The sequence below is a fragment of the Vibrio sp. Vb1729 genome (assembly GCF_033338655.1).
In the GTDB taxonomy this organism is placed as follows: Bacteria; Pseudomonadota; Gammaproteobacteria; order Enterobacterales; family Vibrionaceae; genus Vibrio; species Vibrio alginolyticus.
In genome coordinates, this window is the sequence record NZ_JAWOTB010000022.1 from 240,414 (window position 1) to 261,313 (window position 20,900).

At 49.3% G+C, this 20,900-nt stretch carries 14 protein-coding genes; 7 read left to right on the plus strand and 7 right to left on the minus strand.

Annotated elements, in window-relative coordinates:
- Positions 1–69: 69 nt before the first annotated feature.
- The 3 genes from R7E29_RS12340 to R7E29_RS12350 form a co-directional block, all read right to left on the minus strand.
- Positions 70–993 carry a Fe(3+) dicitrate ABC transporter substrate-binding protein FecB gene (locus tag R7E29_RS12340; protein WP_025768676.1) on the minus strand — a complete coding sequence of 308 codons (924 nt, stop codon included), beginning with the start codon at positions 991–993 and terminating at the stop codon, positions 70–72.
- Positions 994–1,094: 101 nt separating this feature from the next.
- Positions 1,095–3,233, minus strand: coding sequence for a TonB-dependent siderophore vibrioferrin receptor PvuA (gene pvuA / locus R7E29_RS12345; RefSeq protein ID WP_054576556.1), 2,139 nt, complete (start codon positions 3,231–3,233; stop codon positions 1,095–1,097).
- Positions 3,234–3,353: 120 nt separating this feature from the next.
- On the minus strand, positions 3,354–5,390 hold the full coding sequence (locus tag R7E29_RS12350) for a TonB-dependent siderophore receptor (RefSeq protein ID WP_318082663.1): 2,037 nt from the start codon (positions 5,388–5,390) through the stop codon (positions 3,354–3,356).
- Positions 5,391–5,640: 250 nt separating this feature from the next.
- On the opposite strand from R7E29_RS12350, the gene R7E29_RS12355 reads away from it, so the two are divergent.
- From R7E29_RS12355 to R7E29_RS12375, 5 genes are read left to right on the plus strand one after another with little or no spacing between them, the layout of a single operon-like run.
- Complete coding sequence (locus R7E29_RS12355) at positions 5,641–6,852, plus strand: acetyl-CoA carboxylase biotin carboxylase subunit family protein (protein ID WP_054576555.1); 1,212 nt, start codon at positions 5,641–5,643, stop codon at positions 6,850–6,852.
- Positions 6,849–8,681, plus strand: a complete 1,833-nt coding sequence (locus tag R7E29_RS12360; RefSeq protein ID WP_054576554.1) for an IucA/IucC family protein — start codon at positions 6,849–6,851, stop codon at positions 8,679–8,681. The genes R7E29_RS12355 and R7E29_RS12360 overlap by 4 nt, the downstream gene beginning before the upstream one ends.
- Before the next feature lie 6 nt (positions 8,682–8,687).
- On the plus strand, positions 8,688–9,893 hold the full coding sequence (locus R7E29_RS12365; RefSeq protein WP_054576553.1) for an MFS transporter: 1,206 nt from the start codon (positions 8,688–8,690) through the stop codon (positions 9,891–9,893).
- Positions 9,865–11,694, plus strand: coding sequence for an IucA/IucC family protein (locus R7E29_RS12370; RefSeq protein ID WP_054576552.1), 1,830 nt, complete (start codon positions 9,865–9,867; stop codon positions 11,692–11,694). The genes R7E29_RS12365 and R7E29_RS12370 overlap by 29 nt, the downstream gene beginning before the upstream one ends.
- Positions 11,687–12,889: a type III PLP-dependent enzyme gene (locus tag R7E29_RS12375; RefSeq protein ID WP_213904657.1), complete on the plus strand. Its 1,203-nt coding sequence runs from the start codon at positions 11,687–11,689 to the stop codon at positions 12,887–12,889. The genes R7E29_RS12370 and R7E29_RS12375 overlap by 8 nt, the downstream gene beginning before the upstream one ends.
- A gap of 74 nt (positions 12,890–12,963) precedes the next feature.
- On the opposite strand, the gene R7E29_RS12380 is transcribed toward R7E29_RS12375, so the two are convergent.
- The 3 genes from R7E29_RS12380 to R7E29_RS12390 are packed head-to-tail and all read right to left on the minus strand — an operon-like array spanning position 12,964 to position 16,338.
- Positions 12,964–14,208: an ABC transporter substrate-binding protein gene (locus R7E29_RS12380; RefSeq protein ID WP_213885250.1), complete on the minus strand. Its 1,245-nt coding sequence runs from the start codon at positions 14,206–14,208 to the stop codon at positions 12,964–12,966.
- A 2-nt stretch (positions 14,209–14,210) separates the two neighbouring features.
- A complete protein-coding gene (locus R7E29_RS12385; protein ID WP_017634508.1) occupies positions 14,211–15,641 on the minus strand; it encodes an ATP-binding protein in 1,431 nt (476 codons plus the stop codon).
- Positions 15,631–16,338 (minus strand): response regulator, encoded by a 708-nt coding sequence (locus R7E29_RS12390; RefSeq protein WP_005383484.1) that lies wholly within the window; start codon positions 16,336–16,338, stop codon positions 15,631–15,633. The genes R7E29_RS12385 and R7E29_RS12390 overlap by 11 nt, the downstream gene beginning before the upstream one ends.
- Positions 16,339–16,603: 265 nt before the next feature.
- On the opposite strand from R7E29_RS12390, the gene ptsG reads away from it, so the two are divergent.
- Positions 16,604–18,046, plus strand: coding sequence for a glucose-specific PTS transporter subunit IIBC (gene ptsG, locus R7E29_RS12395; RefSeq protein WP_085569439.1), 1,443 nt, complete (start codon positions 16,604–16,606; stop codon positions 18,044–18,046).
- Positions 18,047–18,141: 95 nt separating this feature from the next.
- Here ptsG and R7E29_RS12400 read toward each other — a convergent pair whose 3' ends face one another.
- A complete protein-coding gene (locus R7E29_RS12400; RefSeq protein WP_005383492.1) occupies positions 18,142–18,588 on the minus strand; it encodes a DUF302 domain-containing protein in 447 nt (148 codons plus the stop codon).
- A 227-nt stretch (positions 18,589–18,815) separates the two neighbouring features.
- On the opposite strand from R7E29_RS12400, the gene R7E29_RS12405 reads away from it, so the two are divergent.
- A complete protein-coding gene (locus R7E29_RS12405) occupies positions 18,816–20,807 on the plus strand; it encodes a peptidase U32 family protein (RefSeq protein ID WP_205391317.1) in 1,992 nt (663 codons plus the stop codon).
- The last annotated feature ends 93 nt before the right edge of the window (positions 20,808–20,900 follow it).

Sequence of the window (20,900 nt, forward strand, 5' to 3'; positions counted from 1 at the left end):
AGACAAACAAGCTCGCTTTCCAATGCGATTTGCTAACCGAAGACGCGCTTTCCGAGCTTATCGCCGCACTCATGAGCGCTCCAATAACGCTTCAAGATTGCGGGCAATTTCTTCCGCAGCCAACATGCCGCGATTTAACGACCACAGTTCAGGAGAAACCTCAACAAGTTGCTGTTTTTTCGCAGCAGTTAGCAACTTAAACAATGGATTTTTGCGCCACTCATCCACAATATTTGGTTGAGAGTAAAGTCCAACTAACAACCAATCAGGGTTGGTTTTTAGTAAAAGTTCGAAACTGGTTGGGATATACGCTTTTTGCTCAGATGGAGCCAGCGGGCTTTGGATGCCCAGCATACTCAAAACGCCCCCAGCGTAAGAAACCGGGCTATGCAACCACATCCCTTTGTCAGAAACCACACCAAACTGAATGGTTTCCTGTGTTGCAAAATGCTGTTTGAACTCCGCCATTGTCTGTTTGTGCTGCTCAATTCGTTGTGTCATTTTCGCTTGTTTGCCAATTGCCACGCCGATTTTGTGTGCGGATTCGAGATTTTCTTGATATGTCTCACCACGGCTTTTTAACAGCAAAGTTGGCGCAATTCGCTGCAAATCTTGATAAATCGCGCGATGACGTTCTGCATCAGCAATGATCAAATCCGGCTTGAGCACCGCAATCGCCTCTAAACTCGGTTGCGAGCGCATGCCGACCGATTGCCAAGGACCAACCTTGGCACGAACAGCAGGAATGACTCGTGTGGCATCGTTGTCATCGGCGACGCCTACAGGTGAGACATCGACTGCCGCTAATGCATCGACAAACGAAAATTCTAAAACCACAATACGTTGAGGTATCGCTTCTAGCTCAAAAGTGCCTTGCTCATCTTGCACGCTGCGCGCCTGAGAAAATGCGCTAAATGACATCAAAGCTGAGCTCAACAGCATCAGCAAAACTGTTGAAAAGTGTTTGATCGTAAATTGTTTTTTATTTTTCATCTTGCTTTTTTCCAGTGCTAAGAGTTTTCCATTACCTAAGATCGGCAAAGTCGCCAAGGTAAATTGGCGACTTTTCTTTTCAAACTCGGTGAACGAAACGCTTAAAACTGATAGTTCAGATCCAGTGTGTAAGAGCGTCCCGGAGCTGGGTACCGACCAACTGGGCTTGTATCAATCCCGCGGAAGTAATACTCCTCGTCAAACAAGTTGTTCACCGCAACATTCATGCGTAACTTGCCTTTGTCGTCTTTGTATAAATCCGTCCCCAAGTTGAAGTTCCACACCATGTAAGATGGTACTTTACCCGTTGCGCCAGTTGCATCTTCGGCACTGGTGTTGGCGTTATCGGTATACGAATCACTAAAGTAGAAGCCCGATAGCGTGGTGTCCATGCCGTAAAATGCGTAGGTTGCATCCCAACCAAGCTGATGCTTAGAGGTGTAAGGCAGTTGATTACCTTTATTCGCGCCTTCTTCTTCAAGCGTAGCGTCTAGATAGTTGTAGCTTGCGCCTAAACTCAGTGCAGGTAGTGCTTCAGGCACGTAACGAGCAGAAAGCTCTATGCCTTGGTGAAGTGTTTTTCCGATGTTATCGAAGGTCTGCGTTGAGCTTTGCCATTGCAATTGATCTTCAAAGTCGATGCGATAAAGTGCAGCGTTAAAGCTGGTCGCATCTTGGGTGTAACGCGCGCCGACTTCGTAGTTCCAAGCCAGTTCGCTACCTTCTTCACCCAAACCTCGGATGTAGGCAATTTGTGGCGCACGAAGTGATTTTTGCGCGTTCGCATACGTCACCCACTGGTCAGTTAAGTTGTATGCCACCGTCAAACCTGGCAACCATTCCGTCACGGTGTTGTCTGCCGTTTGTTTTTTACCACGATCGGTAAACGTCATTCGAACCGACTCAACACGCAACCCAGGCGTTACCTTCAATGTATCATTGAACAAACCAATTTCGTTGCTAACGTATCCAGCAAACGCGTCCGTATCTAGATGCCAATCACGCGGAACGCTGGTTGCACCACCGGCGATTGGAGTCTGAGTGAGTTTGTAGTCAATGTCTTCATTAACATAACGGGTACCCACGATCCAGTTTTGAGTAACGGATTTACCTTCGCCAAAGTACATCGCCATTTTTGGCTCTATACCATACACGGTAAATTCACGTGGAGAGGTACGAACGTCCGTCGCTGGCAGAGCCGGATCCGCCCAATGGCCACCCGCGCTGTTAAAGCCCCACTTGAAAAGACGCTCTGACTTATGGCCAAACGTTAGCACTTCTAGCTCGGCACTGTCGGCAAATGGCAAATCGTGGATGTACTTAACACTCCAGCGCGTCGACTTACCTTCATAATCATCGTAAGGACGTTTCGATTGGTGACGATCTTGCTCGTAATCTTGTGGCGAAAGTGCGCCCGGCATTTGCGTTTCAGCATCGTAACGTTGCAGGAATGCTTGAATCTCTTGAGTGTCACTCAGTAGCCACTGTGCTTTGGCTTGGAAGTTCTTCACGTCCGTATCGGAATGTTCACGGAAGCTTTCACCTTTTAGGAAGTTACCTTCCAACTGTAGTGCAAATGTGTCGCTTAACCAGCCGCCCGTGCGTAGGTAAAAATCATTCAGCGGCGCATCACCGCCATCAAAAACGGTAAGGCGGTTACTGATTTCAGTTTGCCACGTGTGTGGAATCGGTTTGGTCACTAAGTTGATCACACCACCGACGTTGTTTGGGCCGTACTGTACTGCGGCACCACCGCGTACAATGTCAATACGATCAAGCATCGACAGTGTTGCTGGGAAGATAGACTGACCAGTGTGACCATATGGCGCAAGTGTTAGCGGTACACCATCCATCAAGAACTGAGCATGACCACTACGGCTTGCTTTCAAACCACGTACGGAAATGTTAGGCAATACGCCCGTTCCGCTTTCATCCTGAACTTTAATACCCGGCACGCGCTGTAGCGCGTTATCAATCGAGCCTGCGGCGGTTTTCTCGATTTGATCGCGGGTAATGACGGTACGAGCACCTGGGTACTCTTTGACGTCTTCAATTTCAGATTTACCAATCACGCTACCAGTGACAACGACGGTTTCCATCGTGGTAGTTTGTTCTTTTTTAGCAGGAGCAGCAACCGCGCTCATGGATGTGGCAGAAGCGATTGCAATCGCAAGCACACTGTAAGTGGTAGACAAACCAGCACGTACACGCACTTTACCATCCAAATTCTGGTAAGACATTAAGATCTCCTTTGCGAGAAATTGAGCCTCGGGCAGAATACATCCCGTAGGCTCTAGGGGCTAAACATCCTCAATATGAGGCAAAAATCGGCTAACAGGCGCTAACTACGCACAAAAAGCCTAGAACTGATATCCGTAGCTGAGCATGAACTCGGCTGGTGCGCCGTAGCCAATCTGGTTTAAGCCAGACGTGCCGTTTGTTGCGCCAAGAATGTATTTCTCATCCAAAATGTTGTAAGCGTTCGCTTGGATTTTGTGACGACCAGTGGTGTACGCCGCCATCAAATCCACCGTTGTGTAATCGCCAAGTGCGACGGCTTCGTCGTTACCTGCGTAACGGTCGCCCACGTACTTCACACCACCGCCTAAACGCCAGTTGTCATCCAATTGGTAAGTGCTCCAAAGAGAGAACAAGTGGTCTGATACATCGTTAGGCTTTTTGCCTGTGGCTTTGTCTTCCGCATCTAAGTAGCTGTAACCAACAGAGATGTCCCACTGTTTGGTGATTTGGCCGCGAGCCTCTAATTCAATGCCTTGGTGACGCACTTCAATTTTATCGATCACATCGCCGTCCACGTTAGTTTGTGGTTGCTCTTGATCAATCTGGAACAGTGCCGCATTCAACATTAATGCGTTATCCAAAAGGTACGCTTTCGCACCCACCTCTTTTAAGTCGGTGTGGAAGAATTCCGCCAATTTTGGATTGATGTAGATACCAGCGTACGGTAACTGCCAAGAGCGCGCTAAACTGGCGTATACGGATGTGTCGGAATTGATGCGGTATACCAAACCAGCACGGTAGCTGACTTTGTCATCATCCAACTTTTCCTTATCTGAGCCCGCTTTTTGTTGTTCGAGCTCCATCGAGTCGTAACGCACGTTACCGATCAAAGAAAGGTCGCCCCACGTATAGACGTCTTGCACATACAAACCTGTCGTGGTGGTGGTATTGTCACGAAATGGCTTAAAGCCCGGATCAGGCGTTGGACCAACGACTGGGTCGTATATATTTTGCGGAGGAAGCGTTTTGTCACTTGCCAACGTTAGGTCGATATCGATCTGGTTGAAATCTGCACCCACCATCAATTGATTGTCCCTGGTTTCCCAAACCAACTCAGATTGTAAAGTGGTCGTAGTACGTGGATCGTAACCAAAGTTGTTGACGGTTTGAGACACTTCATTACCCGTCACTTTGCCCTGACGCGTGCCTTTTTGCTCAAGTTCGATATGGTTGAACGCCGCTCGGTTGTTCCATACCCATTGATCATTCAGACGCCATTCGTAATCCACCGCAATACGGAGACTGTCTGACTCCTGATAGTCGTTTGTGCCGCCAAAGTAAGTGCTTACTGGCAAATCAACTGGCTTGCCATTTTTTGATGGCACACCACGATACGGCACTAGTTCTTGATGGGCGTATTCCACGTCAATATCAATGGTGTGACCGTCCGCTGGTAACACACGAATGGTCGGTGCAATGAAGAAATCGTTTGAATCAACATGATCAACGTACGAGTCGGCTTGACGGTATTCCAAGTTAATACGCCCGTTGACCTTATCTGTAAACGCCATTGAGCTGTCGACCTGACCAACATACTGGTTGTTGCTGCCTACACTACCGTTTACGTGAGTAAAATTCTCACCGTTAGCGCGTTTCGTCACCAAGTTGATGATGCCCCCAGCCGAACCGCGGCCATACAAAGCACCCGCAGCGCCTTTCACAATTTCAACGCGTTCAACGTTCGCTAAGCTGCGGTAAGACTGCAACGTACCGTCATCTCGCAAGCCATCACGGTACATATCGTTGAGTGAATCAAAACCACGGATCATGAACTGATCGCGGCTGCCTTCGCCCAAGGTGTTATTGACCCCGGCTACCCCATCTAGCGCATCCACTAAACGCACCGCGCCTCGGTCTTGCATTTCTGTTTTCGTTACTACGGATACCGCTTGTGGCACATCAAGCCATTCCACATCGGTTTTGGTGCCTGATTGAGGCATGTGTTCAGCATAACCTTCGTACTGATGACCGAAGACTTGAATCGTTTCAGTTGCTGATGAGGTTGAGTTCGTCTCTTCTGAAGCCACTGCGCTTGGTGCTACTAATGAAGAACCAATCGCGACCGCCAAGGGGGTCAGGGTCAATAATTTATTCATTCCATAATTCCGTTTAGTTGTTATAAAGCCAACGGATGGAAATAAGAACAAATATTATTTCTATTTGCAATATTAATTTTATGCTCTATATTTATTTACCCTAAAAACACAACTAACAACAAAAAAAACCAAATATCATAACAATAAATACTAAAACTTCTGCCCTCCGTCTCGAGAGAGGCACATTGGAAGACGACCGTGAGCGACTTTATCAACGTTAGAAGAAAATGTTAGAAAATTAGGAAAGCTCATGAAATCTACGATGATTATCGTAAGTCATGTCGTTAACGATGCAGTCACTCACGGCTTTGTGCCTGCAGCTAAAGCGATGGACCTTCACGTCGTTCTTATCACCGACCACAAGCTAAGCCATTTAGAGCTGGCGAGTCGTGATAGTCACTTTAATCCGGATACCATTCTAGAATGTGATGTCTTCAACCCATTAGAACTCATCGAAACCATCACGGAGCATGAATTAAAGCCAGACGCTATTTTCAGCAATAGTGATCACTTACAAACTTCCACCGCCATCTGCGCGCAATTTTTTGGCCTCCCATCCAAAGATTGGTCTGTCACGTTAAAGGCCAAAAACAAACACTTAACTCGACAGGTGTTAAATGAAAAATCCTTACCCAACACACAAAGCTGTTTGCTGCATCGCCATTCGAATGTGGCATTAGGCATGGCCTTCCCTGTCGTAGCAAAACCCAAAGAAGGCGTGGCAAGTTTAGATGTACAGCGCTGTGACTCCCAAAGCGAGCTCGATGCTTACTCCGAGGCGTTTTGGCAAAAGCACCCAAACACCGCCATTCTGGTGGAGCAGTTTCTTCAAGGACCGTTGGTTACGCTCGAAACTTTAGGAGACGGTAACCAACTTATCGCCGTGGGCGGTTTTGATGTGTCGCTCTCTGAGCCGCCTTACTTTATCGAAACCGCCGCAGACTGGAACGGACCAAACGGCATTGCTCACCGAGAAGCTTGCTTGGCTCAACTTAAAGCGTTCGGCGTTGGTTTTGGAGTTTGCCACAGCGAATTTATCATTACGGAAAATGGCCCGGTTCTGGTGGAAATTAACTACCGCAGTATTGGAGATGGCCGCGAATTCTTGCTCAACAATCTCGCTCACTTCGGTTGGTTTAGCACAATTTTGGGTCTGCATTTGGGCCGAAGATTGGCCGGCGATTACCAAATTCATGGGTCAGCGCACGTGCACTATGTGGTTGCGGAGCACAGTGGTGTGATTGATGGAGATTCAACCTCCTTCATCCAACACGATGACGATATCATCACTCAGCAACAGGTACTAAAAACCGCTGGAGAACACTTCCAACAGAGTTATTCCAATAAGGATTATCTCGCCCGAATTTCGATTGTCTCACCATCAGGGCGAAACCTCGACCAAGCGCTGCAGAACGCGCTTAGCAATTTCGATCTCGCTCCGACTCGTGAGGTGGCAGCATGAATGACAACGCTTTGTATCTAACGCAACGATTGATCGACACTTGCTTACGGGAAGACATGTTTGGCATTTTGTCGAAAGCCAAGTTCAGTAGCGACGCGCCAAAAGGGGGAATTGTTCCTCAAGGCGAGCAAGTCTGGCTGATATTTGCCAACTCTGATTTCACGTTGTATTTACCCGTTGCGCCAACGTATTACATGCAGCACTGGCGCTACGGTCACGCCAATGACGAAGCACCACAAGGTTGGTGGGTGGAGAAAAATGGCCAAGTCGAACATCAACAACATTACAAAGAGTGGATTGCACTACTAACGACACTGGCGCATGAGAGCTCTCACGAGTTGCTGGCGGGATACCTTCAAGAACTGGAATGTGCAGAGAAACACAAAGCGCTGTGTGACCAAGCGTTTCATCATCACGCAGACCACATTTCTCAACCAATATCCGAGCTTGGTTCCTGGCATAAAAAGCTGCTGCTAGCCGACCAGATCGCTTCTTACCTTGACCATCCGTACTATCCAACTGCGCGTGCGAAGTTTGGTCTGAGCGATGAAGACCTTGCTAAGTACGCGCCCGAGTTCGCACAAAGCTTTGCTCTGCATTGGATTGCGATTGAAAAATCACTGGTGACATTAACCAGCGAACAACCTGATTGCTGGCCGACCATGGAGCAAGTTGGGCTTCCTGCTGATTTTGCACTGAGCCACGTTCTGTTCCCTGCACATCCGCTCACCCTGCGATCTTTAGAAGCCTTACCCGAAGGCATGATAGAAGCGCCTTTAACGTATCTAGACGTGACGCCGACGCTTTCCGTTCGTACTGTGGTCGTCAACGAGGCACCGCACATTCACATCAAGGTTCCGCTGATCATGCGATCGCTAGGCACAAAAAATATTCGCTTAATCAAGCCTTCAACACTGTATGACGGCCACTGGTTTGAACGCCTACTCAGCCACCTTGAACAAACGGACGCCGACTTAAACAGTCGCTTGTTCCATTGCAACGAAAAACACGGTGGACACGTCGGCGAGGATAAAACCTTCGCGTACATCGTACGTGAGTACCCACTTACTCATTGCGAAGACAAAGCGTTAGTTCCGGTTGCAGCACTGGCAAGCCCAATGCCTGACGACCGCTTGTTCTTAGAACATTTGGCAGAACATTACTATCAACAAGATACGCTGGCGTGGTTCCAAGATTACGTCGATCTATTATGCCAAGTGCACCTCACCTTGTGGCTTCGTTATGGCATTGCATTGGAGTCCAACCAGCAAAACGCCATCGTTGCATTTGATCAACAGGGCAAAATGACGCTCGCGATGAAAGACAACGACGCGGCGCGAATTTGGCCAGAGCGCTTCCGCTTTGCAACAGACCATGCTGCCGAAAAACACGGCGCAAAAACAATTCCAGTGGATTGCGATGAACTGCTCGACCAACGCATCAAAGTCGACAATGAATTGGCGCTCGGTCAGATGTTTACCACCATCACATTACAATTGGATATCGCAGCGATTGTAGAAGCAATGGCTACAAAGGGCATTGCCTCTTCAGCATCGCTTTACGCCATCGTGGCCAAAAGCATTGCTGAGCAACTCAACCGATTGGAAGGCGAAGGGTTAGAAACAAAACTGGCACGCGAGTTACTGCAAGAGGCGCCTGATTTGTACGCCAAGTACTTGTTGAGCTCTGGCAGTTTGCTCTCGAAAGAAGCCTCCGGCGCGAGTGACATCAATAAGTTCTATGGTTTGTCGGCCCCGAACTTCTTGCTGCTTTCTAGCGAAGAAGCGCAGCGCGCCTACTTAGAAGCCATCAAAAAAAGCGTACGTTAAACGATTATGACCAAACTCATCTACAGTGTGTTGTTGTGCCACTTTATCGCTGCGTTTGCCGCGTTAGGTATGCCGCTATTTCTACCCGTCGTGTTGCCAACATTAGGCGCAAGCATTGATGCGGACTGGGCAGGGGTATTGTTTATCCTACCTACGTTTTGTACTGCGTTGGCGGCGCGATTTTGGGGCAACTTTGCCGATCGCTACGGTCGCCGCCGCTCACTCTTGCGTGCGCAACTTGGCCTTGCAGCAGGTTTTGCGCTGTGCGGCTTGGCAGACAACCTCGCCATGTTTGTGTTTGGTCTTATTGTTCAAGGAACCTTTGGCGGCACCATGGCCGCCTCGAACAGCTACTTATCTAGTCAAATTAAAGAAGCCAAAACACTCGGCAAGTCACTCAATAAAACCCAACTATCTGCTCGCTTGGCGCTGATCGTTGCGCCCATTGGGCTCGGCTGGAGCTTGTCCGAAACCAACCCACTCAACGCGTACCTGTGGTTATGCGTTTTGCCTTTAATTGCTATGGGCATCACGCTAACACTGCCTGCGGATAAACCCGCCGAACGAAACCTCGAAAAGCCAAACTCAGAATCTCAGCAAGAAAAACCGGTTGCACAGAAAAACGCAATGCATGCCATTCGCTGGATCTTCTTTGCTCAGTTCGGGTTTGCGTTTTCCATGGTGGTGACCTTTCCTTATTTCTCGCCGTTTGTGCAGCAATATGGCATCACTAACCACGCATGGATCGGTTTTTTGTACGCACTGCCGCATGGTGTCTATCTGTTGCTGGCAGGCAAAATCCACGTGTTGTCAGATGGGCTGAGTCGCCATCAACCGCTGCGCACGTTGTGGCTCGGGTTTGCATTGCTTGCCGTGAGCTCTGCTTTGCATTTGATTGCGTCCGAAACCGCACTCATTGCTGCGAGAATTATCTTCGGCATCGCGATGGTGTGTTGTTATCACGGATTGCATCAGCATCTTGCGAGCAATCTGGATCGCAAACTCAGTGGCAAAGTATTTTCTCGCTTTGATGCCATGTCCAAATGGGGTGGCGTGGCAGCGGGATTTTGCGCTTCTTTCATTTCTAGCTTGGGGCTACTTGAGGTTCCTTTCCTACTTTCTGCGATAGTCAGCGTAATCACCTTGATCGCGCTGGTTCTCCACTCAAAATTTGGAAATCAACATGTTACAAACTCAATCCTCTCAGACTAGCGAGTTGCGCGCGCATGAGGTGCAGCTCAACCGTGAGAAAGCCCAACTCAACACGATAATGGGTGTTCTTAATTGTTACTTACGTGAATTTGCGCTACCGAATCAACAAGTGGAATGGCACTACCAATCGACATCGCTACCCCAAACGTTAAAACGCAACTATCCCGCTAAACAGCGGATAGCCGTTCATCTTTCTCAACAAAATGGCGTGTTGGTTTTGCCGATTCACTACGCGAGCAAACTGGGCAAAATCAAATTGGCAGAACTGCCGTGGGCGAAAATGCCGGGATCTGGTTGGGCGAAATTGGATGCCACGCAAACTCTTACGCTTTTGCTTAACTATCTCAAGCAGGTGTTGGCGATCCCATTTAACCATGAGCTGATCGAACAACTGGAAAATAGCGTGCTGGTTACCGAGCAGTTTCTCAACGTCGCGCCCAAATCGCATCACAACGAATTTATCGCTTCGGAACAATCTCTGATTTGGGGGCATACTTTCCATCCGACCCCGAAAAGTCGTTCGGGCGTCACCATGGATGATCTCTTGGCGTTTTCTCCAGAAGTCGGCGCGCAAGTCCCGCTGTACTGGTTTGAAGTGGATACGTCCTTACTTGATGTGCTGAGTTCTGACGGAGAAGCTAACCCTGCGCAGCGCATGCTACAACAGCTCGCGCCACAACACACCGCCAGCAATGAGAAGACCCTCTACCCTTGCCATCCTTGGGAAAGCTACACCATTTTGAGCAACCCAAGCGTGAAGCGTGCCATTGAGCAAGGCAAGATCACACCACTGGGTTTAGGTGGTGAAAAGATGCAGCCGACCTCTTCAGTTCGTACCCTCTACCACCCAGATATGGACTGGTTTGCGAAATTCTCCATCAACGTACGATTAACCAATTGCGTGCGCAAAAACGCGTGGTACGAACTCGACAGCGCCGTGCAGCTCACGTCGATTCTCAAACCGATTCGAGAAAACGAACAGCTGCACAACCCCGTATTTAAAGTGATGACAGAGCCTTACGCCACCACGTTGAATCTAGAAAGTGTCGCTGAGCACAACTGGGACGACAACACCAAAGCACGCGAATCGTTTGGGATTTTGTATCGCGAAAATTTCTCGCTGAGCGAAGTCGACATCTTGAAACCAACCCTCGCTGGCGCTCTGTTTGCTTACGATAATAACGGCAACAGTCGCATTGCTCAACGCCTTAAAAACAAAGCGCGTACTACGCAAAATCGCTATTCCGACATCGCGACACTTTGGTTTGAACGCTATTTGCATTGCCTGATCCCGGGCGTATTTAATTACTACTTCAAACACGGGGTGGCGTTTGAGCCGCATTTGCAAAACACCCTGATTGGCTTTGAGCAAGAGATGCCGTGTTGTGTTTGGATTCGTGATTTGGAAGGCACTAAATTACTGCCGGAGTTCTGGCCAGCAGAAACATTAACTGACTTGTCTGAACGCGCACGACAATCGGTTTACTACAGTCGCGAACAAGGCTGGAATCGCATCGGATACTGCACCTTTATCAACAACATCAGCGAAGCGATTTTCTTCATCGCAGAAGGTGATGAGCCACTAGAGCAAACGCTGTGGAATGCGGTGCAAAGTGCCATTGTGCATTGGCAATCAGTGAATGGAAAACAACCGGAACTAGAAACGTTGCTAAATGGCGGTCACTTCCCAAGCAAAAATAATTTCACCACGCGTTTGATGCAAAAAGCCGATAAGGAGTCGGGCTATACCCAAGTCGCCGCGCCTTGGCAGCAACACGAAAAAGGATCGCAACATGTCTAATTCACTCTCTCTACCGACACACGTTTGCCAACAAGTTCACACGCTCGCACGGCAGCAAAGTCAACCCTTGTGCGCGTACGTGTATGACCTAAGCGCCTTAGAAGAACACATCAAACAACTGCGTCACGTTTTGCCGAAAAATGTCGAGCTATTTTACGCAGCTAAAGCCAATCCATCGGGCCCGATTCTCAAAACGCTCGCGCCGTATGTCGATGGTTTTGAAGCGGCATCTGGCGGGGAGTTGGCACACCTCCACCAGCAACAACTCGATAAACCATTGATCTTCGGTGGCCCAGGAAAAATGCCAAGTGAATTGCAACAAGCGATTGAACTTGATGTCGATGCGATTCACGTCGAAAGCCTCACTGAGCTGCAACGCATTGGTGCGCTAACCGAGCGCCTCAACCGCCCTGCTTCGATCTTTTTGCGTATGAACATCGATATTGGCGACATCACGCTCAGCAAGTTGGCAATGGGCGGCAAGCCGACTCCGTTTGGCTTGGACGAGTCCGAACTGAGCAATGCTTTGATGTTGCTGCGCGATTTCCCGCAAGTGTCACTCAAAGGCTTCCATTTTCACTTGATGTCGCATCAGCTTGATGTTGAACGCCACTTAGCGTTAATGCAGCGCTATTTCCAAGTCGTGAAGGCGTGGCAGCAGGAGTTCGAACTCGGTGAGCTGATGATCAACTTGGGCGGCGGCATGGGCATCAACTACCAAAACCCTGAGCAACACTTTCCGTGGATGGAGTTTTGCGACAAGTTGGAATTCCTCATCGCTAAAGAGCAAGTTCAAGATTGGACACTGCGTTTTGAATGCGGACGGTTCATCACAGCGGCATGCGGTTATTACGTGATGGAAGTGCTGGATATTAAGCAAAATCTTGGCGAAAACTTTGTCATCGCGCGCGGAGGAACCCACCATTTCCGCACGCCAGCAGCGCAGAGCCATGATCATCCATTCGTCATCCTGAAAAGCGAGCAACACCATGAGATTTCTCACCCAATTCAGCATGCACAAGCGACCTTTGTCGGCCAGCTTTGTACGCCCAAAGATGTGCTGGCACGCAATCAACACGTCGCCCACGTCGATATTGGTGATTATGTTGTGTTTACCTTAGCGGGCGCGTATGCGTGGAACATCTCCCATCAAAACTTCTTGATGCATGAACCGCCGATCTTCTACTATTTTTAAACGGCATACTTCGCTTCATTCAAGCCCCAATCATTGGGGCTTTTTTATTCCATCTCAGCACAAATTCATTGCCATTAACCGCTTTGCGAAATAGCAATAATGCGTTTTATCAGCTCGTCGGGTTCCATCTTGGGATTGCGGTAAAAACGGAAGATTTCCGAGTTTATCGCTTGCTGAGCAACCGGATTGACCGCCATCGAATCAATCATACTCGGCACAGCGAGGTTGTGTTTAACGCCGTAATGAAAATCTTGATATGACTGGACCTGACACGGATTAAAATCGCTGATGTCGATATCGGTGCGTACCGGAATCGAGCCTTTTACCTTATTGAACTTGGCTTGAAACTCGACGTCTGCCAGCGCGCTTGCGGTTTGCTGAGCAGCCTCGGCAGAAAACGACTTGCTCGACATAAACACCAAGCTGTCCATGTTGTAGAGGAATACACCATCGCTGTCAGGCGTTGGGTAACAACCGACCTCTTGCGGAACCGAGACTTGATTGGCGAGCAGCTCACCCAAAATCCAATCTCCGCCGATTTGAAACAGCGCTTGACCGTCGGCTAGCGCTTGGGTCGCCGTATCCCACTTACTGTCGGGTAATTGGTTGTCTATCAACAAGCTCAGGCGGCGAAATTGCGTCAGCGCTTGGCGCAGGGTGTCGCTGTCGATGCTGTCTCGCTCAAGTTTAACCATTGCATTGGTGTAGAACTCAACGCCGCCGGTGGAGATCACTAAGTTCTCGAAAAGTTGGGCGACTTGCCACGGCTGCTCACCGACCGCGATCGGCACGAAGCCATTTTGCTTAGCAAGCTCCATGGCGGCGAACATCTCTTGCCAGTTTTTCGGCGCGGACAGATTCAGTTGTTTAAGCAGCTTGTGGTTGACCCACAGCCAGTTTAAGCGGTGCAGTGTGAGTGGCAGGGCGATGTAGCCGTTTTGTGTTTTATTGATTTCGATAGACAGCGGGTAGAGCACCTCGTCCCAGCGCTGCTCATCCGCTACCGCGTTGACGTTGTGCAAAATACCGATGGCATCCCACGCCTTAATACTTGGCCCTTCGATTTGCGCGAAGCTCGGTGGGTTGCCCGCCAGCGCGCGTGCTTGCAGTACCGTCATCGCGCTGTCGCCACCACCGCCTAACACCGGACTTTGCAGCAGCTCTATATCGTGCCGTTTTAGCTGAGCTTTAAGTGTTTGCAGCGCTTGCTGCTCGCCGTCAGAAGTCCACCAATGTAAAAACTCTACCCCTTGTGGAGACTCAGCGTGAGCGACGCAAGGGGCGAGCAACAGTGGGAACAAGAATGCCAGTTTGTTCATAGTCAGTCTCTCGGGAAAGTCAGTGTGGCGCAGAGGCCGCCAAACTGAGAATGGCTCAGCAACAAGTTGCCGCCATGAGCCTTTGCAATACTCTGTGAAATGGTTAACCCCAGCCCACTGCCTTCTTTATCGTTGCTAGCGCGGAAGTATGGCTGGCAGAGCTTTTCAAGTAATAAATCGTCAACGCCGTCACCGTGATCTTCAATTTCAATCTGGATCGACTCTGGGCTTTCACTCAGCGTAATGTCCGCTTGATGGCCGTATTTGAGCGCGTTATCGACCAGATTCTGAATGCAGCGCTTAATCGCTAACGGTTTACCAGCAAAGTGGGTGCGGATTTCACCGTGGATGCGAATTGTGTCCGGCGCATCGGCGATATTGGCGGAAATGTGCTGAATCAGTTGGGTGAAATTGATCGGCTCGATTTCCTCGTGGATATCGGTCTCTTTAATGCATTGCAATGCGCCTTTGACCATCAAATCTAGGTCGTTACTCAGGCGGATAAAGCGTTCTCGGTCGGCGTCGTCATCCAGCATTTCCGCCCGTAGTTTTAGGCAAGCAATCGGCGTTTTCAGATCGTGTGAAATGGCACTGAACAGCATCTCGCGGTCTTTAATGTGGCTGTCGATGCGTCGGTTCATTTTGTTAAACGCACGTACCGCCGCTTTCAGTTCGTTACTGCCGCGCTCAGAGACTTCGGGCACGTCTAATCGGCTCGACATCAGGGTTGCGGCTTTTGCCAGCTCTCGAATGGGTTGAATTTCTTTACGAACGATAAACCAGGTACACAGCAACAGCATTAGCGCGGACAGTAATAGCGTGAGCCATTGGCGCAGCTCAAAATAGTTAGTCTCTAGGTTGATGTAAGGCGCGGGTAGCACCGCCGCGAGATAAAACCATTCGTTCTGTGCGACTTCGACCTGCATCACCAGAATAGGCGGATTGAGGTCACCAAACGAAAGCGAATAATGCGCCCACAATAACGGCAGTTCGTCGATAGGTAGCTCGTTGTTGAACACTTTGAGTTTGTCGCGCTGGGTGAACTCCACCTCGATATTAGGAATGCCGCTCAGCTCGCTTTCTAATACCTCGCGAACTTGGTTGATGACCAACGTTTTGCGCTCGCTCTCTGGCAGTGGGTCGACGTCAATCTGGTGATTGTTGAGTGAGACGAAAAAGCGCGTACCACCCATGTTGCGTAGTTGATTGAGCACCAAGTGGCGATATTCCGAAGGGAGGGTTTGAAAGAAGGCGATGGTAGAAGAAGCACTCAGTGCTAAGCTTTTGACTGTGGTGGTCAGGCCTTCTTTGTCGCGTTCGCTGGCGTGTTGATACCAGATAATCCCGGATAATACCTGCGCCAGAATGATCACCAGCAACAGGAACACACTGGTACGAACGACCAGTGATCCCGTCCAGCGTTTAATTCTCATAATGTACATCCGTGGTCAGCATGTAGCCTTTGTTGCGCACCGTTAGGATCAGCGAACGGTCTTTATCTTCAAGGTGATGACGCAAGCGGCTGATCTGCACGTCAATGCCGCGTTCAAACGGGTCGGCATCGCGTCCCCAGATCTCGCGCGCAATGTCATCGCGAGACAATATTGATTGCGCGTGGTTGACGAACAAACCGAGCAGCGACAAATCCGCGCCACTCAGTTGCTTAACCTCGCGGCTAGCAACGTGGGTCAGTTGCCGGGTTACGGTATCTAATAACCAATCGTCAAAACGCACTTTACGCGTCAGTTTGCTATTGGCGGTCGATTGGCTGCGTCTCAGAATCGTTTTGATGCGCGCGAGCAGTTCGCGCGGACTGAATGACTTGGTGATGTAGTCGTCGGCGCCCATTTCTAGCCCTGCGACTCGGTCGGCTTCTTCAGTGACGGCGGTCAGCATGATGATCGGGATATCGGAGTTTTTGCGCAGTTTCTGGCACAGGGTAAAACCGTCTTCACCGGGCATCATAATATCGAGGATGATCAAATCAGGATGGTGATCGTTGAGCAGTTGCCACATCACGCCGCCGTTTTCTGCGCAAAGCACTTCAAACCCTGCGCGACCAAGGTAATCTGACAATGCTTCGCGAAGGTCGAGGTTGTCATCGACGACCAGTATCTGCTTGTTTTCCATCCTACTTTCCCTGTGTCCGTCCCTGTGCCTGCCCCTGAGTTTGGCGCTGGCCAATATGATGCATTCTTAAACGCACATTCACAATCGAGCCGATTGCAATTTTCACTTCTCGGTGTAAGAGATTTGTAAGCGGCCACTTACAAACTGATTGCCTTTTGTAACCTTAGGCGCCGCCTTGCTCGCTATGATCATCCTGACCTTACGTGAAACAACATGACCTGAAGGAATCAGGTCCTACAACACTGGCATTCGTCAGGAGGAAACCATGTTTGCAAGTATATTTGGACAACTACAAAAAATAGGGCGGTCGTTGATGCTGCCTGTGGCGGTGTTACCGGTGGCTGGCTTGATGCTGGGTATTGGTAACGCGGGGTTTGCGTTTATTCCAGACACGGTCAACAAAGTGATGCTCGCCGCCGGTGAAGGCATGTTCGGCAACATGCAGTTGATGTTTGCGGTCGGTGTGGCGCTCGGGTTGTCAAAAGGCAATGACGGTGCCGCTGCGCTCGCAGGCTTAGTTGGCCTAATTATTATGAACGCATCGCTCGGTATTGTGACAGGTCTGCGCGGCTTAGAAACTGATGCTACCATCATGGGCGTTGAGACGCTGCAAACCGGGGTGTTTGGCGGCATCTTTATCGGTGCGGTCGCGGCAATCATGTACAACCGCTTCTACAATATCAAACTGCCGGAGTATTTGGGCTTCTTCGCGGGTAAGCGATTTGTGCCCATTGTCACCGGTTTATCGGCGATCGTCGTTGGTGCGATTCTCGCGTTTGCATGGCCACCTGTCGGACAACTTCTTGATGCATTCTCTCATTGGGCAGCGTACCAAAACCCTGTACTTGCGTGGGCGGTTTACGGCGCGGGCGAACGTTCATTACTCCCTGTTGGTTTGCACCACATCTGGAATGCGCCGTTCTTCTTCGAAGTTGGCAGCTATGTAGACCCAGAAACCGGCAAAGAGTTTACTGGTGAGCTCACTCGCTTCTTCGCGGGCGATAAAACCGCAGGTTATCTGTCTGGTGGCTTTATGTACTCCATGTGGGCGCTCCCAGCAGCGGCACTGGCGATTTACCACTGCGCGTCTCCAGAGCGCAAGAAAATCGTCGGCGGTTTGATGATGTCTGCGGCGTTGACCTCGTGGTTAACTGGTATCACTGAGCCAATCGAATTTACTTTCCTATTCGTCGCGCCAGTGCTGTACGTGATCCATATTTTCCTTACCGGTATTGCGTTTGCGATCACCGCGTTTTTGGAAATCAAACACAGTACGGACTTTGCGCACGGCGCGATCCAGTTCTTCCTTTACTACCCAATGTCGACCAACGCGTGGATGTTCATCATCATCGGTCCAATCTGGGCGACGCTGTACTACGGTTTGTTCCGCTTCCTAATTGTGAAGTTGGATCTAAAAACGCCGGGTCGCGAAACCGACACTGCAGAAGTGAAGATTGCCGGACAGCCTGATGAAATCGCGGTGGATGTAGTAGCGGCATTGGGCGGCAAAGCCAATATCAAGTCAGTCGATGCGTGTATCACTCGTCTGCGCGTATCGGTGAAAAACATTGCTAACGTTGATGTTGCTAAGCTAAAAGCACTTGGCGCGCGAGATGTATTAGTGATTGGCGACAGTTTACAAGCGATTTTCGGTACGCAGTCTGACTCAATTAAGTCAGAAGTGCACAACGTACTCGCCACCTCCTGATCTTACCTCCCCCAATATAGGTAAGATTTGCCAACCTCCTTGTGAGGTTGGCTTTTTCGTTTTCGGAGTAAAAAAAGCGAAGCAAATAACCAGCCCTACTTCGCCGCCGCGTTGGTTAAATTGCCCAGCACGCCGCTGATTTTGTTCAATACCTCGTCGCAGCCTTCAATATGATGGCGCTGTTTTAAATACATCGGATCGTTGTAAGCTAACCACGTTTTGCCTTCAGCATCTTCATACACCAACACTTTTTGGGGTAAATCGAGCGCCACTTCCTGCGCACAGATCATCAGTGGTGTGCCCACTTTAGGGTTTCCAAACACGATAACTTCAGTTGGTCGCAACGTCATATCGACTTTCGTGGCATTCTCTTGGTGGTTAATGCGCGCAAAGACGTTCAACCCTTTTTCTTGCGCGATAGCGACAAATTTATCCGCCGTATCTTTTGCTGAATGCGTGCTCGCAACGGTTACCACGCCCTCACCAGCCAACGCACTCAATGACGTCAACGCCACTACCAACCCGATGATTACTTTTTTCATTTGTCGTCCCTTCCTCTCTCTGAGTCGAAAACTAAATATAGAAAAACCAAGTGTAGGAAAACTATAGAAGTCAAATTCCGCTCTCGCGAATTGCACTCTACCCACTCAAGAGTCGACCGTGTAACACGGATTAATTGATTCAGATTAATAAAGTATTAACTAGCCGAGCATCAAAAGCGTGAAATACGTAACATTTGCCGCCTATTTTAGTAAGAAAGAGAAAAGTAGTGACACGCGATCAATTTGAGTTATTAGCACCCGGTGGTGATTTAGATTCCATCAAAGCCGCCATTGCCGCTGGCGCCGATGCAATTTACTGTGGGCTCGACCGCTTCAATGCTCGTAACCGAGCGACCAACCTCACCTTAGATAACTTAAATGGCGTGTTAACGTTGGCCCATCAGCACAGCTGTAAGATTTTCCTAACGTTGAATGTGCTGATTTTAGAAAGTGAAATTCCAGCGATTGTTCGCTTGCTCAGCCAACTGAACACCACCAAAATCGATGGCGTGATCGTACAAGATCTCGGTCTGGCCTACATTCTCAAACATCACTTTCCCGATTTGGATGTGCACGCTTCAACGCAACTGAACACGCATAACGAAGGCCAAATCCTCTTTCTCAACCAGCTCACCGCAAGCCGAGTAAACTTATCTCGCGAACTTAACATCAGTGAGATAAAACATCTGGCGCAATTTGGTCGCGAGCACAACGTAATGATGGAAGTGTTTGTCCACGGCTCATACTGCATCGGATTCTCCGGAATTTGCTACATCAGTTCAGCTCGCAATGGCGCATCAGGTAACCGTGGACGCTGTAGCCAACCTTGTCGCGAACAGTACGAAACGACCAAAACAGGCAACAACTACCCATTCAATATGAAAGACAACTCCGCCTTTGGGGACTTGAAAGCGCTTGCCGATGCTGGCGTGTATTCCTTAAAAGTGGAAGGACGAATCAAGAAATCGCACTACGTCTATACCGTGGTCGACAATTGGCGTCAGCAAATCGATCGCTTGTGCGAAGGTTTGGAACTCTCTGAAGACACCACAGAGTTATACACGGTGTTCAACCGTGATTTCTCCAACGCATTTTTGCAAGGCGATTTCGGCAAGGCGATGTACATCGACAACCCGCGCGACCACGCTGTAAAGCATTTTTCGAAGGTTTATCAATGCCAGTCTGCTGATGATGTACAAGCGGTGAAAAAGAAACTCTACGACGACAAAACCGCGATCATTGAGAAAGTGGCAGAGCAAACTAAGTCGTTCGATGTCACTTCGACACAAGTATCCGGCAGCAGCTTGAAAGGATCGATTGATGTGCCAACTCTGCCAACATTACCTCAACCAGAACCTCGCCAAGGTGCGCCAAAATTATCGGTTCTGATCTCGTCAGCACAAGAAGCCATGCTGTGCGAATACCGCGACATTGATGTTTACTATCAACTGCCAATGGGATTGTCTGGTGAACTGAACGCGATGATTGAGTTGTTCCAAGCCAATCCAATGCTCAAACCTTGGTTCCCAGCCATTTTGATTGGCGAAGACTATCACGCCGTGCGCGTATTTTTGGAAACCATCCAACCTGAGTTGTTGATCACCAACAACTCAGGCGTCGGCATGATCGCAAAAGAGCTCGGCTTAGGCTGGGTGGCAGGCCCGCAACTGAACACGGTGAACTCATACGCGTTTAAATGCCTCCAAGACGAGTTCGCGGTAAGTGGCTCGTTTGTTTCTAACGAGCTGAATATGAAGCAGATGCGTCACATAAAGCGTCCGAAAAACATGCGCAGCTTCTACAGCATTTATCATCCAAATACCCTACTCACGAGCCGCCAATGTTTGTTCCAACAAACCGAAGGTTGCCGCAAAATTAAGGTTAACAAAGGCTGTTTGAAGCGTTGTGACAAGCGCACATCGATCATCAACCTAAAAGACAACCCGTATGTGGTGCAAAAACAAAAAGGTAGCCACAATTCAATCTACAGCGAGCACAACGTCTTAAACCTGCAAGTGATGCACGATCTGCCGCAATTGTTTACCGATGTGTTGATCGATCTGCGTGATATCCAGACCGAAACGAAAGTCTCAGCAAGCAAACCTGAGTTGATTGACGCGTTCTTAGCTCTACTTGAAGAGTACAGCGAACAAACCGTCCAAACGCTGAATGCCATGATTCAACCAACAGCCAACGCGCAGTATTTGAAGGGGTTGTAGGCGGTACTTGAAAGTTAAACAACGCATCCACTCTCAACATATCTTGAACACACACAGTGCACTGACTACAATAGCGCACTTTTTACGGAATTT